The organism is Cyanothece sp. BG0011 (assembly GCF_003013815.1).
Classification (GTDB): domain Bacteria; phylum Cyanobacteriota; class Cyanobacteriia; order Cyanobacteriales; family Microcystaceae; genus Crocosphaera.
The window spans coordinates 42659-59829 of sequence record NZ_PRLH01000051.1; the positions used below are offsets into that span (position 1 = coordinate 42659).

General features: G+C 37.0%; 15 protein-coding genes. 8 read left to right on the forward strand and 7 right to left on the reverse strand.

Annotated elements, in window-relative coordinates; all coding sequences use genetic code 11:
- Positions 1 to 231 precede the first annotated feature (231 nt).
- The 4 genes from C4E06_RS07530 (at position 232) to arsB (ending at position 5280) form a co-directional block, all read left to right on the forward strand.
- Positions 232 to 1743, forward strand: coding sequence for an MBOAT family protein (locus C4E06_RS07530; protein WP_107667512.1), 1512 nt, complete (start codon positions 232 to 234; stop codon positions 1741 to 1743).
- Between the two features lie 14 nt (positions 1744 to 1757).
- Entirely contained in the window at positions 1758 to 2978 is a 1221-nt protein-coding gene (locus C4E06_RS07535; RefSeq protein WP_107667513.1) for a hypothetical protein, read from the forward strand.
- A gap of 23 nt (positions 2979 to 3001) precedes the next feature.
- Complete coding sequence (locus C4E06_RS07540; protein ID WP_107667514.1) at positions 3002 to 3970, forward strand: glycosyltransferase family 2 protein; 969 nt, start codon at positions 3002 to 3004, stop codon at positions 3968 to 3970.
- Positions 3971 to 4134: 164 nt separating this feature from the next.
- Entirely contained in the window at positions 4135 to 5280 is a 1146-nt protein-coding gene (gene arsB / locus C4E06_RS07545) for an ACR3 family arsenite efflux transporter (RefSeq protein WP_107667515.1), read from the forward strand.
- Between the two features lie 45 nt (positions 5281 to 5325).
- On the opposite strand, the gene C4E06_RS07550 is transcribed toward arsB, so the two are convergent.
- The 4 genes from C4E06_RS07550 to C4E06_RS07565 form a co-directional block, all read right to left on the reverse strand.
- Entirely contained in the window at positions 5326 to 7014 is a 1689-nt protein-coding gene (locus C4E06_RS07550) for a phosphatidic acid phosphatase (RefSeq protein WP_107667516.1), read from the reverse strand.
- Between the two features lie 28 nt (positions 7015 to 7042).
- Complete coding sequence (locus tag C4E06_RS07555) at positions 7043 to 8233, reverse strand: glycoside hydrolase family 57 (protein WP_107667517.1); 1191 nt, start codon at positions 8231 to 8233, stop codon at positions 7043 to 7045.
- Between the two features lie 61 nt (positions 8234 to 8294).
- On the reverse strand, positions 8295 to 9284 hold the full coding sequence (moaA, locus tag C4E06_RS07560) for a GTP 3',8-cyclase MoaA (protein WP_107667518.1): 990 nt from the start codon (positions 9282 to 9284) through the stop codon (positions 8295 to 8297).
- Positions 9285 to 9427: 143 nt separating this feature from the next.
- Positions 9428 to 11197 carry an N-acetylmuramoyl-L-alanine amidase gene (locus C4E06_RS07565; protein ID WP_107667519.1) on the reverse strand — a complete coding sequence of 590 codons (1770 nt, stop codon included), beginning with the start codon at positions 11195 to 11197 and terminating at the stop codon, positions 9428 to 9430.
- Positions 11198 to 11297: 100 nt separating this feature from the next.
- On the opposite strand from C4E06_RS07565, the gene C4E06_RS07570 reads away from it, so the two are divergent.
- The gene (locus C4E06_RS07570; RefSeq protein WP_107667520.1) at positions 11298 to 11804 is read left to right on the forward strand and encodes a DUF1993 family protein; all 507 of its coding nucleotides are present in this window, start codon (positions 11298 to 11300) and stop codon (positions 11802 to 11804) included.
- A gap of 77 nt (positions 11805 to 11881) precedes the next feature.
- On the opposite strand, the gene C4E06_RS07575 is transcribed toward C4E06_RS07570, so the two are convergent.
- Positions 11882 to 12505: a chorismate lyase gene (locus C4E06_RS07575; RefSeq protein ID WP_107667521.1), complete on the reverse strand. Its 624-nt coding sequence runs from the start codon at positions 12503 to 12505 to the stop codon at positions 11882 to 11884.
- A gap of 78 nt (positions 12506 to 12583) precedes the next feature.
- Here C4E06_RS07575 and truB point away from each other — a divergent pair, with 78 nt between their 5' ends.
- Positions 12584 to 13477 carry a tRNA pseudouridine(55) synthase TruB gene (gene truB, locus C4E06_RS07580; protein WP_107667522.1) on the forward strand — a complete coding sequence of 298 codons (894 nt, stop codon included), beginning with the start codon at positions 12584 to 12586 and terminating at the stop codon, positions 13475 to 13477.
- Positions 13478 to 13507: 30 nt separating this feature from the next.
- Here the strand turns inward: truB and C4E06_RS07585 are convergent, their stop codons facing one another.
- Positions 13508 to 13843: a DUF86 domain-containing protein gene (locus tag C4E06_RS07585; RefSeq protein ID WP_107667523.1), complete on the reverse strand. Its 336-nt coding sequence runs from the start codon at positions 13841 to 13843 to the stop codon at positions 13508 to 13510.
- Positions 13840 to 14226 (reverse strand): hypothetical protein, encoded by a 387-nt coding sequence (locus C4E06_RS07590; RefSeq protein ID WP_198648400.1) that lies wholly within the window; start codon positions 14224 to 14226, stop codon positions 13840 to 13842. The genes C4E06_RS07585 and C4E06_RS07590 overlap by 4 nt, the downstream gene beginning before the upstream one ends.
- A gap of 293 nt (positions 14227 to 14519) precedes the next feature.
- On the opposite strand from C4E06_RS07590, the gene C4E06_RS07595 reads away from it, so the two are divergent.
- Positions 14520 to 15260: a hypothetical protein gene (locus C4E06_RS07595; protein WP_107667525.1), complete on the forward strand. Its 741-nt coding sequence runs from the start codon at positions 14520 to 14522 to the stop codon at positions 15258 to 15260.
- A gap of 298 nt (positions 15261 to 15558) precedes the next feature.
- The gene (locus tag C4E06_RS07600; protein WP_107667526.1) at positions 15559 to 17109 is read left to right on the forward strand and encodes a hypothetical protein; all 1551 of its coding nucleotides are present in this window, start codon (positions 15559 to 15561) and stop codon (positions 17107 to 17109) included.
- The last annotated feature ends 62 nt before the right edge of the window (positions 17110 to 17171 follow it).

Below are 17171 nucleotides of genomic sequence, written 5' to 3' on the forward strand. Positions count from 1 at the left end.
GACCATACAACGAAAACTAACTGTGTGGTATTATATTGGCTCATGGAGACACGATAAACCTCTAGAATCTTAAGATTTAACCAAAAACACTTTGATAAGGCTTTAAGATAGAATAACAGAGAGTTATTAAGCCTATTCTCATTTGACTTGAGAGTATTATATATCTTTGTCGGGATTTTTATGATAAAGTTTTTAGTTAATTGATAGTTATTTTAAAAGAAGTTTATCCAGATGTTATTTAATTCTACAATTTTCATTTTAGGGTTTTTACCTTTAACCTTATTAGGTTTTTGGGGGTTAAGTAAGTTTCGCTTGACTAAAGGTGCTACAGTTTGGCTTTTGGTTAGTTCTTTATTTTTCTATTCTTACTGGAATATTTTTTCCCCTGCTGGACAAGGACAAACCATTCAATACATTATTTTGATTATTCTTTCTATTGCCATTAATTATAGCATAGGAACAGAAATATCGAATTCAAAACAGTTTAGTCAACGGTCAAAGTTGCTCTTGATTTTAGGAACTATCTTAAATTTAAGTGTCATTATTTATTATAAGTATGCTAACTTTTTTCTCAGTTCTCTTAATGCTCTATTTTCTAGCAACTTTAGAATAGAAGGTTTGATTCTTCCTTTAGGAATTTCTTTTTATACCTTTACTCAAATTGCTTATTTAGTTGATGCTTATCGGGGAGAGTTAAAAAAAGAAAATTATAATTTACCTACTTATGGTTTATTTATTCTATTCTTTCCTCAATTAATTGCAGGACCTATTCTTCGCCATGATGAATTAATACCACAACTGCGTTCTTTAAAAAATAAAGTTTTCTCTTCTAAAACCTTTTCGTTAGGGTTAATCTTCTTTACCCTTGGACTCTCTAAAAAAGTCATTATCGCTGATACGTTATCCCCTTGGGTGGCCACTATATTTAATAATACAAGCTCTTTAACTTTTATTGATGCTTGGGTAGGTGCAATTAGTTACACTTTACAATTATATTTTGATTTTTCGGGTTATTCTGATATGGCCATTGGGTTAGGTTATATGTTTAATATTGTCTTACCGATTAACTTTAATTCTCCTTATAAAGCGACATCAATTAGTGATTTTTGGCGACGTTGGCACATTACCTTATCTAACTTTTTAAGGGACTATTTATATATTCCGTTGGGGGGAAGTCGTCGCGGTGAAATTCGACGATATGCTAATCTAATTATGACCATGTTATTAGGAGGGTTATGGCACGGTGCCGGGTGGACATTTGTTATTTGGGGAGGGTTACATGGTTTATATTTATCCATTAATCATGGTTGGCGAAAATTAAATATTTCTCTTCCTTCATGGTTAGGTTGGATGATAACTTTTTTAGCTGTTATTGTTGGTTGGGTAATGTTTCGCGCTCAAAGTTTATCCGATGCTATGGAAATGATTCAGGCTATGATAGGAATGAAAGGCATTGTTTTACCAGGAACAGTCCGAGGTAAAATAGGCTTTTTAACTATGTTTGGATTTCAACTTGAGTCTTGGGATAAGTTTACTTATTTACCGAGTTTTTATAATAGTAAGTTCTTAAGTTTTGTGGTTTTATTTATATTAACAGTAGGAGCGTTAAAATTACCCAATAGTCAAGAAATTGCTCACAAAATACAATTTAAACTACCTTGGGCTTTTGTTTTGGGTATATTAGCAACCTATTGTTTATTATCCTTAAATCGTGTTTCTGAATTTCTGTATTTTCAATTTTAATCCAATTTACAACTATGCTTAACTTCAATCGAGAAATAACTTTTCATAAAAAAAAATCAAAACTAACTAATCATGTGCAGAAAGCCACTTCTTTTAATTACTTATTTTTTGGAACTTTATTATTAGGTATTACTGGAATCAGTTTAGGCAATTTTTTGATTGACCCCTATGATATTTTTCGTCATAATAATCCTGTTGATTTGAAGTTGAGAAAACCAGAAAAAATAGAGCAAGATCGACTCTATAAAACTATTGATGTTATTAACATTAAACCCGAAATTATTCTCATTGGTTCTTCGAGAGTTAAACAAGGATTAAACCCAAATCATCCAGCTTTACCGAAAGAGATGAACCCTTATAATTTAGGCATTGATGGGTCTAATACCTATGAAATTTTACGATATCTAGAGCATACTTATGTTAATCAACCTAACTTAAAAACGGTTATTATGGGACTTGATCATTATATGTTTAATGATTATTATAAACTGCAAGACTCTTTTGTCGAAAAACGTTTAAGCAAAACCCATATTATCCCCACAGACTTAATTAATACGCTTTTTTCTCAAGATGCTATTATTGCCAGTAAAAACACCATCACAGAAAATTTAACAGAAACAGAAAATCAGAAAGCTTTAACTTATGGAGATAATGGTTTTTTCCCTTACCCTTATCATGACCCCAACGACGGTAATGCACCCTGGAGATTTAGAAATACCATTCAACAATATTTTGGTTTTCATCCTCAATATAAATTATCTGAGGCTCGCTTAAATGATTTCAAAAAAATTGTTGAATTTTGTCGTCAGCATAACATTAATTTAATTGTCTTTATTTCTCCAGCCCACGCAACCCAATGGGAAACTTTACGAGTTACCGATAGATGGGATACTTACGAACAATGGAAACGAAAAATGGTAGAAGTTACCCCCGTTTGGGATTTTTCTGGCTATAATTCCATAACAACTGAACCCATTCAACCAGTTATGAGTAACTATGTTGATAACTCTCACTATACTCCTAAAATCGGCGATTTTGTCCTAAATCGCATTTTATCCCATGAGGTTGACCAAGTTCCCCAAGATTTCGGCGTTTTAATGACCCCAGAAAACATTGATAAACATTTAATTAAGATTCGCGCCGATAGAGAAAAATGGGCTAAAATGCGTCCTAATGAAGTTGAGTTAGTGGAAACCTTAAAACGGAACTTTAAACCACCCCAAAAGTCAAAATAAACATAAGATTTTTTTATATAAAAATGTTAGACCATCAACCCGCATCTTCAACCATCAATCGGACTCGTTATCGCTTGGCGGTGTTAATACCCTGTCGCAATGAAGGATTAACCATTGCTCAGGTCGTTCAACAGTTTCAAAAGAAATTACCTGAGGCTGACATTTATGTTTATGATAACCGTTCTACGGATGACACCGTAGCCCAAGCCAAAAATGCAGGGGCTATTGTGCGCTACGAACCCCAACCGGGCAAAGGTAACGTAGTGCGACGGATGTTTGCTGATATTGATGCAGATATTTACATCTTAGTGGATGGGGATAATACCTATGAAGTTGATGCCATCGGCCACTTAGTCGATAAACTCTTAAACGAGAATCTAGATATGGTTGTCGGGGCCCGTCGTTCTGCAGCCCATGATAAACAAGCTTATCGTTTAGGCCATCGCAGTGGTAATCTTTTTTTAACAGGGGTGGTCAAGTTCTTATTTGGCGCACAACTCAAAGATATGCTCTCAGGTTATCGCATCTTTTCTCGTCGTTTTGTTAAGTCTTTTCCTGCCATTTCCAGTGGCTTTGAAATCGAAACAGAATTAACCGTACATACCCTAGAACTTAAAATTCCTTTCGCTGAAGAGTATATTCTCTATGGTTCTCGTCCTCCGGGGTCGGAAAGTAAACTGAAAACTTTTACCGATGGTTGGCGAGTGCTAGGAACGGCAGTTTTACTGTTCAAAGAAGTGCGTCCTTTTCTATTTTTTGGTCTTATTTCTGTCTTCTTAGCCCTACTTTCTTTAGGTTTCGGGTTGCCAATCTTTATGACTTATTTAAACATAGGATTAGTGCCTAGATTCCCCACAGCCATTCTAGCTGCTTCTATTATGTTGTTGGCCTTCTTAAGTTTTACCTGTGGCTTAATTTTAGACTCGGTTGCCCGTGGCCGTCGAGAAGTTAAACGGATGGCTTATTTGTCCTATAATCTCAAAACTCGATAATACAGTGAACAGTTAGCAGTTAGCAGTGACCAGTTATCGGTGGTCAGTTAACAGTTAGTAACAAATAGCAACAAAATTCAGTCTTGACTTCGTAATTTTTGAAGCTTGACATATCAAGTTTTTTTGATGTATTGTTTATATATCAAGTTTTTTTGATATGTAAAATGACCAATCGCATCAACCCCAACGCTGTCAAAGCAGGGGGAAGTCTCAATATTTTTGAAAAATACCTCACCCTGTGGGTATTTATTTGTATTATTATCGGTATTGTCTTAGGCAGAACCTTTCCAAATATTGCCGAGACATTAGACGCGATGAGTCTCTATAATGTCTCCATTCCCATTGCCATTTGCTTATTTTTCATGATGTATCCCATCATGGTCAAAATTGATTTTTCCCAAGCGGTTCAAGCTGCAAAAACCCCGAAACCGGTTATTTTAACCTTGGTGATTAACTGGTTAATTAAACCCTTTACAATGGTAGTGTTTGCTCAATTTTTTTTAGGTTATTTATTTGCTCCCCTTTTGAGCGCGACGGAGATCATTCGCGGTTCAGAAACCACCTTAGCTAATTCTTATATTGCCGGTTGTATTTTATTAGGAATTGCCCCTTGTACCGCTATGGTACTGATGTGGGGCTATCTTTCCTATAGTAATCAAGGTCATACTTTAGTCATGGTTGCGGTTAACTCGTTAGCCATGTTATTTCTCTATGCACCATTAGGAAAATGGCTACTTTCTGCTAATAATTTAGTCGTGCCTTGGCAAACCATTGTTTTGTCTGTTTTAATTTATGTTGGCTTACCTTTAGCAGTGGGAATCTATAGCCGTTATTGGATATTTAAACACAAAGGTCGAGAATGGTTTGAAAGAAAATTTTTACATTATCTTAGTCCTATTTCGGTGGGTGCTTTATTAGTCACCTTAGTCTTATTATTTGCTTTCAAAGGAGAATTAATCGTTAATAATCCTCTGCACATTCTCTTAATAGCCGTTCCCTTATTTATCCAAACCAACTTTATCTTTTTAATTGCCTATGTTGCGGGATTAAAACTTAATTTAACTTATGAAGATGCAGCCCCAGCGGCCTTAATTGGTGCCAGTAATCATTTTGAAGTTGCGATCGCCACTGCTGTCATGTTATTTGGGTTAAATTCGGGGGCAGCGTTGGCAACAGTGGTGGGGGTTTTAATTGAAGTTCCGGTGATGTTAATGTTAGTAGAAGTGTGTAAAAAAACCGCTTTTTGGTTTCCCAGAGATCCCGAAAAATCCACATTATTAGACCCCCGTTGTCTTGATTCTTTGTCGTAACGTTGCCCGAAGGGGACGGTTAGGAAACAGGGAAGAAAATGTGAGTTAAATCTCTCTCATCTCTCCAGTAATGCCTTTAAAACAAAAAGTCCCTACCTCTTCACGATAAGTCTCTTTAATGTCTCGTAACATACTGATGGCCATCTTTTCTCCTAAGAGGTTACCACCGGTGGCCACACTGGTTCCTGGACATCCAGAGGTGGTGCCATCGGTGCGCCAGTGCATCCCGGCACCATCTCGGAAAAGGGTGACATTAGCAATGAGCTTATTGAGTTCCCCGTGAACCGTTAAAGTGTCGCCTCCTGTATAGGCAGTCAACCCTTGACCATCGGCCGTAGGAACCACAGGACTAGCAATGGGATCATCTTTAAAAAAGGCTTTAGCGATGGTGGCACCGGCGGCGATAAATGCCGAGTGTCCCCCTGGATAGGCAGGGTGTGCCGGCGATCCTTCAGGAAAGGCCATGGGTAATAACCAAGTCCCCTCTTTGTCTCCCCTGGAAAACTTGATATTTTGTAGGGCGTTGTGTTCACAGATGCGATCGAGTACCTGAGTTTTCTGGAAAACCTCTGCCCCCTTGTCAAATAATTGATTAAAGGTAGTATCAAAAGGCTGACCTAAAATACCCCGTCGGAACAACTCTAAGCGTTGTGCATACACTTCTGGACGTAAACGCAGATGGACACACCACTTTTGGAACCAGGCGTGTTTCAGCCCATACACGGCGGCTAAGGCACTATTGACCGTGATATCGGGTCCACCGAGACTACCAAAGGGGACAGACTTTGTAATCGGCTTCTCGTCTCGAGGGGATTGAGAATAGGGAATAGCTTTAGATGTCATAGCCATTTCTCCTAATAAGATAATCGTTGCCCAAAGACTCGATTGATGGGGAAAATCTATATGAACCCACTGACCGGCATCCCGTAAGGTGGTAAGGTAGCGTGTTCCGTCGAGAATATCGAAACCAGTGGGATTAATATCTCCATTATTGACTAATTTCCAACTATCAAAATCAGTCATATAATCCAGTCCTTCCCTGGGGTAGAGAGACAGTTGACGGATGGGTTGATTACCGAAATTAAAGTCTTTCAGTAAAAATTGAGAAACATGGGGACCGACATTGCATCCTTCATAAGGGCCACGGAAAATGGTTTTTGGGGTGACTTCAAAGCCAAACTCATCGGCAAACCCGATCTGATTGAGATCGTCGCAAGCTTCTTGAATTAATGGGCTTTTTTCATATTGATCAAAGCGCACGTCCCGACATAAGGCCATCCAGTAGCGTTCTACCATATCAACCGCAATATTACGACTGCCGAAGGCCGGGGCTGCTGCCATCCGGGCCCCTTGGGAGTCATCGCCAATGAGTTGGAACGAGTAGGCATTGAGAGGGTTAACCAGTAAGCGTTTTTGGCCCCCTAAAATAACCTTTTCAAATTCTTGTTGAGTCCCTTGAGCGATCGCCCTTAAAAGGGACGCGAAAGAATCACGTTCAACTAAACCAATGTCATTGTGTTTTAAGGTTTTGGTAAATGAAGCAAACCCGAACAAATCCATGTTACATTTATTAACCTCAAGAGAGGTATTCTCGAAACGTTTTCGATCCCCGTTGGTTTCAGGTTCTTCGGTTTGAAAGGCGCTAAAAGCTGCTTGAGCGGTGCATTTACGCACGTCTTGAGCTTTTTGGCGACGGCCGTGAAAATCTCGGCTTTGTCCTTGTTCTTGAGTCATCTTTCAATCTTCTGAGTGAATGGACACTTCAAATATTACCACCGGATGATTCTTGTAATTGATTAAGAAGATTGAATGCAGGTTCTGTTCTTTCATAAAGTTTAGGAACCCAGTCATCCCCCCAAAATAGAAAACAACTGGTTTCTCCTTCTAAAATCAATTCCCTAGCCTCTTTAAGGGTTTTTTTGTCTTCTTCGGATAATTGTTCTTCTGACTCTAATAACTGCCAATACCGTTGACTAACTTGACGAATGGCTTCGGCCCCTTCTTTTTGTTGCTCAGATCCTGCCCATTGACTAAAATCAAAGCCAGAGGTTGTCCCCACATTCCAGGCGCCAGTCCGCACAAAAGCAGACTCTGTGGGGGGATGTTCCTTAATATATTCAGATAGGGAAACGGAACGGATAGGAACCTCTCCATTCTTAATTTTGTTGATTAAGGGACTCCAAAAATGACCGTAAAACGCAGATTCTTCGGACATTTGGCGGAACCATCCCCCGTTTTCTCCATCGGACCAGGTGGTAACTAAGCGCGGTTGTTCGGGGTTGGGGGAACTTTTAACTTTATGTTGTACTTCTTGGGTAAACCAGATGGCATCCATCCCACTTTCTTGGGCGTTAGACACATCTCGTTCACGGGGAATAACGGTGATGGTTGAGCCTTCATAGGTGGCTTTGTAGGGCTGATAAATGTCCACTGGACCGTCGTTATCCGGTTGCACATGGACCCCATCAACGATCACATATTCATACCCTGCATCTGCGATCGCAGGAATCATTTCCATACAAAAGGCCATTTCAGGGGGCCAAAACCCTTTCGGGGCGCGGCCAAAGACCTCTTCAATGATCTGACGACCCCGAATTAAATGCTCTTTCCAGTCTTCTTGAGGAATGAGAGGAAAAACAGGATGATAATATCCCATGCCGATTAATTCTACGTTTTGAGCGTTGCGATAACTCTCTAACATGGCCGGAATATCGATAAATTTTCGATAACGGTCAATCATTTCAGGATCAAGAAACTGTTCTAATAAAATTCCTGAAAAACCGACGTGAATGTTCCCTACATCTTTAAATTGCTGAGCATATCTCACTGCTCTTTCGTAACACCGTATAATTAATTCTGCGTCTGATTCATGATGATCAATTAATAGTTTAAGATTCCCCGGTGGCTGGTGCATATGTAGCCCTAAAGCATGAGAAATTAAGGGTTGTGTCATGATCTTTTTTCTTTAAGTTATCGTCGAAATCCACTCTTTTATTTTAAACTACTTTGTTATTTTATCCTCCAATTTGTGACATGGTACGTTGATAAATTCCTGTGTCATTGCCTGAGTCTCTTTGTTTATAATTGATGTCTGGTTTAATGGCTAATAAGTGAGCAACTTTTTCTTTAATATCTGTTGTTTTAACGCCAGTTCTTAATAAGGTTTTTAAGTCAATTTGTCCGGTTTCATTGAGTAAACAAGGCCGTAACCAACCATCGGCCGATAGACGCATTCTATTACAGCGATCGCAGAAACATTCTGACATTTGACTAATAAAACCGAGAGTCCCTTTTGCCCCCGGAATTTTAAATACATCCGCCGGACCATTGCCTTTAATATTACTTTCCATTAACCCCCATTTTTGTCTTATTTTTTCTCTAATTTCTTCAGAAGGAACCCAAGCGCGAGTGCTAAATAATTTAGGGTTTCCAATGGGCATAAATTCAATAAAACGAATGTGCCAATTTTTATTAATACTCAGTTCTGCTAAGGCTTCAATTTCGGATTCATTAACCCCAGGAATTACAACCACATTCAATTTTAAGGGATTAAAACCCACTTGATACGCTGTTTGAATCCCTAACCAGGTTTGTTGCCACATATTGGCTTTTTTATGTCCAATAATTGTTTGAAAGGTGTCTGGATTTAAGGAATCTAAACTTATATTAATACGCTTTAATCCGGCTTTATATAAGTCTTCAGCTAAAGACGATAATAAAAAGCCATTGGTTGTCATAGATAGGTCTTCTGTTGCTGGTAATGCAGCAATATCTTGAACTAAATCAACGATACCCGGCCGTAATAAAGGTTCTCCTCCTGTTAAGCGAAATTTAGAAAAACCTAGAGGGATAAATACTTCTTTTAGTAGGGTGATAATTTCTTCATGAGTGAGTAACTCTTGACGTAAAATATAGTCTAATTCTGCCCCTTCTGGCATACAATATTGACAGCGAAAGTTACAGCGATCAATGAGACTAATACGAAGATAATCAACTCTATTCATGTTTTAAGGATTAGGTAAGCAGTAAGTCTATCTTTAGTATATCAACTTTACTAAATTTAACCCAGTTATAGGTAGGGGCTTAATAATATTAAGCCCCTACAAGAATATTATTACGCCCCTACATAAGTTTTTTATAATAATAATCATTGAATTTGACTAAACCATTCTGTGATTCCATTAGCTAAAATGGTGGCTAAATTTTTTTGTTGTTGTGCATTTGTTATCCATTCAAATTCTGTTGGATTAATCATAAACCCTAATTCTAATAATACCGAAGGACTTGTATGGGGACGAGTTAAAGCTAAGTTATTCCAGAAGACTCCATAGGAGGGACGGTTCGCTTTTTCGACTAAATAATCATGCAAAAATTTTGATAAATCTTCTGCTTGGGGATGATACCAAAACATCCCAATTCCTGCGGTATTAATAGCGTCTCCATTATCAGGTAAAGCGTTATAATGAATGGATAAGGCTATGTCAGGTTTTATCTTATTAATCATCGTAACTCGGTCTTGTAAAGAAACATCTTTATCTGTTTCTCTGGTCATATAAACCGTTGCCCCACGCTTTAACAATTCTTGTTTTAATAACTGAGAAACCACTAAATTAACGGATTTTTCAGGATACCCATTCGGTCCTTTTGCTCCCCATTCATCACCCCCATGACCGGGATCTAAAAGAATTTTAATATTGTTCAAAGGCTGACTATTTTGACTTTCAATCTTTGGAGGATGACGTAGAGTAAAAACTAAATTTGTCCCTTCATAGTTTAGGTCATATCCCCATTGTTGGTCTGGATTTAATTCAAAGTAATATTCAATTTTATCTGGGCTAACTTGCTGCCAATAAAAACTTTTAATCAAGGGATCATATTCTAAACGTATGGTATCGGTTTCTGCGGTGGTATTATATAGGGTTAATGTCACTTTATTGCCCATTTGATTAATAGAAACAGGAACCGGTAACGTCAGAGGAAAAATCACTTTAGTTTCTTCATTATTTTTTTCAAACTTTGCGCTTCTAATGGTTGCTTTTGCAGAAGATAAATTAGGGATGATTGTTGTTTCATTTTCTTTGATCCAGGCACCATAATCAAGGTGTAACCATTCCCCTTCTTGACCAATAACTGATACAATAGTTCCTTTCGGTAGAGGAGTTAAACGGGAATGATTGGTACTTGGTCCCGTTCTAGCAACACCAGCATCGCTAACAATTTCAACAATTTTTAATTGATTTGGATTAAGAATATCAACAGTTCCTTCTCCTCTTTGGGCAATGGTTTTATTCTTTAATTGTAATTGAAAATTAGGCTTTCCCAAGTTACCAATTGTATTAAATTTTTTACAGCCTTGATAAGAAGTAATTGATTTAATAATTGGTTCATTAGAATCCGTTAAAATAGCAGAATTCGCAGGCAATTCGACTAAATCAGGTTGGGGTAATAAGGGAATAGTTTGATTAGCAATGTTAACAGAAACTTGGGCATTTGGAGAAGCGATCGCACTAAAACAAACGGGGGTATTAGGCAATACAGAAATGGATTGATTAGGACTTAAAGAATTATCAGCAAACCCACCCCCTTGAGGAATATTCGGAGTAACAGAATTGCGAGTAACAGTGACATTAATGGTTTTATTATTATGACGTAAAACGAAGCGATTAACCCCTAATTTCAAAGGAAAAGATGGGGCAAAATGTCCCTGATTACTGCGCTGTATGGTTTGTCCGTTTACAGTAACATTTCCTTGAGGGGAAGCGGTTCCAATTAAGAAAATTTGGTCAGCCGTGGTTTGATGATTTTTGGGAGGATACGCTAAATATAAAGCTTGTTGGGCATTCACCCCTGACGTTATTATCATACTACTAGAAACACTAATAAAGCTCACTGTAGTTAATCCTAATAATTTTGACATCATTCCTTTAATCACTCCCTAAATCAATTTATTTTACTCATTTTTCTGAGCTTTGTTCCTAGAAATTGTACACTAGAAATCATTGAGCTTAGAGCAAACAATGACACTTTCAATGTATCAAGCGGCCATTCCACCCATGATCCGCAGTTTAAATAGTTTAGTGGGGATTTTAGAAAAAGGGGCAGCCTATGCTGAAGCGAAAAAAATTGAGCCTCAAGTGTTGATAGGGTTTCGTCTTTATCCTGATATGTTTCCCCTCTCTAAACAAGTACAGATAGCCTCAGATATCGCGAGACGGGGCGCCGCCAGACTTGCTGGAGTTGAAGCACCAGCAATGGAAGATAAGGAAACAACTTTTCCCGAACTCATTACCCGACTAAAAGACACAGTTGCTTATTTAGAAACCTTAACCCCAGAACAAATAGACGGCACAGAAAAGAAAACAATTGAACTACCCGTTGGCTCAGAAACTTTAACCTTTGATGGACAATCATTTTTGTTGTATTTTGTCCTACCTAATGTTTATTTCCACGTCACCACAGCTTATGATATTCTCCGCCATTGTGGGGTAGAAGTGGGTAAGCGTGATTATTTGGGGGTAGCTTAAAGAAGGAGTAGAGACGTTGCCTGCAACGTCTGTACAGGAGTCAGGATTTTTCCTGATTCCTTCTTATCCCATTAGCTTTAATATTGTTGTTTTTGTAGTGATATCGGGCCTAAATATTTACTTAAATAGGGAGAAAAGACTTCATAAATTAAAGTTAATGGTTTGCGATCGTGCCAAAATAAATAATGTCTACCCCAAAAGGGACCTTTTTCTTGAAAGGCTTCTTCTAATGCAGGAGAATGACCATAATAAATCCCTTGAATATCCCGATATAATTCTGTATGTAACCGTGATAAACTTTCCCAAATAGGCAAAGAACGGTTTTGTAGATACTCATCCACATGGTTCGCATCCCACCAAGAGGTTGCATAAGCTAATCGTTGTCCGGATGCTGTTCTTAACCATACCTGTCGTCTTAAACGGGGTTCGGGAACGATTTCTATTTGAGGGGGGGCCCCATCATCTTCGTCCCCAATGGGAGACATATCAATGAGATCGACTTCTGTTTTTTCAGTGGTTAACAATTGTAAATGACGGGTAGGAGAACCATCACCGAGTAATAATATTTGCCACGCAGGGGATAGCATATCATGGGGAAGTCCACGCTTAACAACGTCTTCATCTCCTTGCCAAACAATATCCAAGGCGTGCCATTGATGGGCTAAAGTGGTTTTATGATAAGGTTTCAAGTTAGCAGTCAAGGTTCTTAATAAAACTTTACTATTCTTTAAGTTTTATGATAGCAAAACCTTGGTCAGTTATCACTTATAAGTTAGTCTATGTTTGGATTTATTGCATTGAATAAACCATCCGGGTTTACGTCTCATGACTGCGTTGCTAAAGTCAGACGATGCTTAAAGATGAAAAAGGTAGGACATGGAGGAACTCTTGATCCAGCCGCCACGGGGGTTTTACCGATCGCAGTGGGTAAAGCCACTCGTTTATTGCCCTTTTTGCCTGAAAATAAGGCGTATCAAGCCATAATTCGCTTTGGTGTCCAAACCACAACGGATGATCTTGAAGGAGAGGTAATAAAACGTCAACCGGTTCCTAATTTAAGTATAGAGCAAATTACACCGTTATTCAGCCAGTTTTTAGGGGAAATTGCACAAATTCCTCCTATGTATAGTGCCATTCAACGAGATGGGAAACGGTTGTATGAGTTAGCGAGGAAAGGGGAAACGGTGGAAGTTCCTGTAAGAACCGTTAGGGTTGACAAAATAGACCTTTTAGACTGGGAAGCAGGGGAATTTCCCGAATTAGTGGTGAATATTGAATGTGGACCAGGGACTTATATTCGGGCGATCGCCAGAGATATGGGGGAAAAATTGGGAGTGGGGGGAACCTTAGCTGGGTTAACCAGAACTAAAAGTTGTGGCATGATACTATCAGAAACGATGACATTAGAAGACTTAGAAAAACAAACTCAACAAGGAACTTTCTCCTTACTTAAACCCGAATTATTTCTTAACCATTTACCTCAAATTACTCTTTCTGTAGAAGAAGGTAAACGCTGGTGTCAGGGTCAAAAAATTGTTATCGATTCTGTCAATAAAGTGACTTCTTCAGATGTAATTCAAGTGTATAATAAAGCAGGAGAATTCTTAGGAATGAGTCAAATAGTTTTGACTGATAATCATTACCTTCTCAAGCCAAAAGTTGTTATTAATTAATAAGATAAATTATAAAGATTAAACCAGTAATTAGGATAAGTCACCTAACATTTCTTGGACTGTTTTCTTTAAAGAAGGCAAATGTTCACTAACAGTTGACCAAACTACATCTAAATCTATTCTAAAATATTGATGGGCTAAAATACTTCGCATTCCAATGATCTTTTTCCAAGGTATATTAGGATATTGATTTCTAAAAGAGATATCAATATCTCCAGCTGCTTCTCCAATAATAATCAACTGGTATAAGACACCACTTTGTAGCAGTTTACTATGATAAAAAGTTTCTTTTCCTTCTTTTATATATGTTTCTATTTGTTCAATAGCATCGAGAATATCTTGTAAGCGTATTTTATCCTCTCTCATAACTTCACTGTATTATTAAAAATCAACTCTCGATACTGTTCTTTGATCATCTTTTCAGTAAATACAACCACATCAAGACCTAATAATTCCCGCAAATTTTCCAATAAACCTCCTAAATCTAATAAACTTCTATTCTTAGCTAAATCTACAATAAAAATTACCTGATTATCTCCTATAAAGTAACGAAAATTTGATGTACCATAATTTTTAGAAACTTCTAGAATATCTGTTTTTTTAGACTGAATCATCTTTAACTTGCTAAGATAACTAAGTGCTTGATTTTCATCTTTTAAAGAGGCTAAATGCTTAGATAAAATTTCTTTTTCATCTAAACTAAGAGAGTCTAATTGTTCGAGAATATTAGTTAAAACAGAATGACTCATTAATATTACTCTCATTAACACTATTCTTTGCTATCTTAACTCAAATAGTCCTTGAAGTTAACGGTACAACAGTCTCAAGGTGTTTGGTTACTAATTTATAGTTAGCTAAAAGAATCGATTTTGCTAACTTCCCTTTTTTTCCACTTCATCAAGGAACTTTATTTAAAAAGATGGGACTGACATCCTAGTAAATCCTGTCCTATGATCAAATCAAGGACGAATTCAGTGTTGTCTTAACAAAATTTCTGACTTCTGACTTCTGACTTGGTGACTTCTAATATTGAGGGTGTATTATGTTGAACTTAAACTATGGTAAATCAGGAATGGCTAGTGCGATCGCCTTATTAATGGGAATTACCGCATTATCGCCATTTTTCAGCTTCAAACCGGCAACTGCCCAATTATTACCGCGGCCCTCTCAACCTTCTTCACCTAGTATGAATTATGGTAATACTAGCGTTACCATTCCCGCCGGAACCCGTATTCCGATGCAATTTCAAAACGGGGAAAGAATTTTAGTCAGTCCGGAAGAAACCTTACCTATCACCCTACAAACCGCAGCCACCATCCGTGATAGTAACCGCAACGTCTTAATTCCGGCTGGTAGTGACGTAAATGGCGAAATTCGACCGGTTCGAGGTGGATCTCAATTCTTTGCCCGTGAAATCATTGTTGATGGTCAACGGTATCCTTTCAATGCGACCTCAAGAGTGGTTAGTCGAACCGAAACCATCCGACAAGGGGCCAATATCGGGGAAATTTTAGGGGGTACGGTAGCCGGGGCCGGGGCCGCTGCCATTATTGCAGGGGTAACAGGCGATCGCCGTATTGATGCGTTAGAAGTGTTAGCCGGGGCTGCTGTGGGAACCTTAGCCGGATGGGGTTTACCTGAAGCCGGTATTATCGGCGGTGGAGAAGCAACAGTTATTGCGATCGAACCGGAACAAGATTTTCTCCTCACGTTACAGTCTAGTTTCTCCATTGCTTCTAATAGCAACTATCAAAATACTCGTTATCCTTTGAGTTTTCGTTAATCAACTTTTAGGTGAATTCAACAACCCATAGGTAGATTTATCTATGGGTTTTTACGTATAAAAAAATGGTCATTAATTTGTCAACTAATTATTAATACTGATCTAGATAAATTAACATCAAACTATAATATAGTACAGCAGAAGATAATTAACTGATTAAAAGTAATAAGTAGGGTGGGCAATGTCTCACATAGTTTCTGGTTCAGGTTAGTAAGCTTTTTCTTACCATTGCCCACCGTAGGTTTATTTATAATCACCTACATAATTATCTAGCAATTTATAGTTATAGTATTAAAAAATGGCAAATTCAGGATCTCATTTAAAAGAAGACAGCAACGATCTCGTTAAACTCAATTATAATCATTTCCTCGATCAAATCATTGACGTTTTAAATGGGGATAAATCTAAAGACCTTTTTAAAGTATCTGAAGATAGCAAACGTTTATTAATGAATGTTGATGAACTTGCTTATCAAATTTGTCAGTTATCTATTAACGATCCTTTTATTAAACAACCTTTCAAAACAAAATGTGCATCAATTAATTTTATTGAGGGAGTAGAGAATAATTTTAGTGATAAATTACATCAAATTCAAGCAAAGGTTAAAGAAGTATTAGAAAATGAGTTACCTAAAAAAAATGATCAATCTATATCTATTCAAAACTTTTTAGAGAGTATCGCAACACCTCTAGAAACTCTCAAAGGTCAAGTCAATAATAATAGTATCAGTTTTAATTATCCTTTTGAACAACAATATACTAACTTACGAAAACAACGGTTAACTTTACCTAAAGATGCACAGGATATTCCTCCACTATTAAGATTACATAAGCTTAGTATAACGGTTAAACAACCGACTGGATTTTTAAAGGAGTTAAGAAATAGTTTAAATAATTATATTGAGATTCATTTTGATGAAGAGGAACAAGAAGATATAACCGAAATTGTTGACAATGGGTTTGAAAATCAAGAAAAAGAAGATAATGAAATTTACAAAGTGAAAAAATTAATCAGAGAAGAAGCATTAGGGAAAATCAAAAAAGCATCAAGTATCAAATATCTAGAATTTTTATACGAAAAAGTTAAAAATGATAAAGACTCAGTTTATCTAAAAGATTTAATTAGACGCTTGAAGCTGATAGAAACTTATATCAATGATGAAAATCAACCCGATGATTATTATACAGTTTGTTATCAAGGTGTTGAGTTTGACTTTCGACAGTTTTTTAACAACTCCTATGCTTTTGATTCTTTGCCTATTATTCCACAAATCGAAGGATATTTAGGAGAAATGAATGATAGAGATAAAGATAAGCAAGAATTTATCTTTGGGATGAAACTAAAATTAAATGGACAAGTCCACATATCCGAGGGAGAAACTTCTTTTGATTATCATACTAGCTTTCTTGACTTAGATAAGAAAGAAAATAAAGATAAATTAGAGAATGAAATTGAAAAAGATAAATTTATCAAAAAACTTTTAAAAGTTGTATTTTTATATTACTTTGTCTTTGCTTCTGATAGTAGTCCTTCAGATGAGAATTATGATCCTAAATTAGAGTTAAATTATAATCCTGTAGAAAACTTTGAAAATCAAATTTTAAAAACTTTAAAAGAAAATGATGATGAAAAGAAAAAAAAGCTATTTAATGGGATAAAAAGAGGTTTTAAAAAAATTAATATAGCTTTCAAGTTAAATAAGTTAAGAAATTTACTAATAAAGTGTATTGAAGACCCAAAATTATTTGACACTAAACCATACACTTTAAAGGTTAGTATTAGTCAAGGAATTTTAGAAAAAGATCCAGACATAGTACTAACAGTCGTCAAATTTTTAACGAAAAATTAGGAAAAAAAGAAGCTTTAAAGTATATTACAGTAGAAGATAACACTACGATTGATACTGACGCA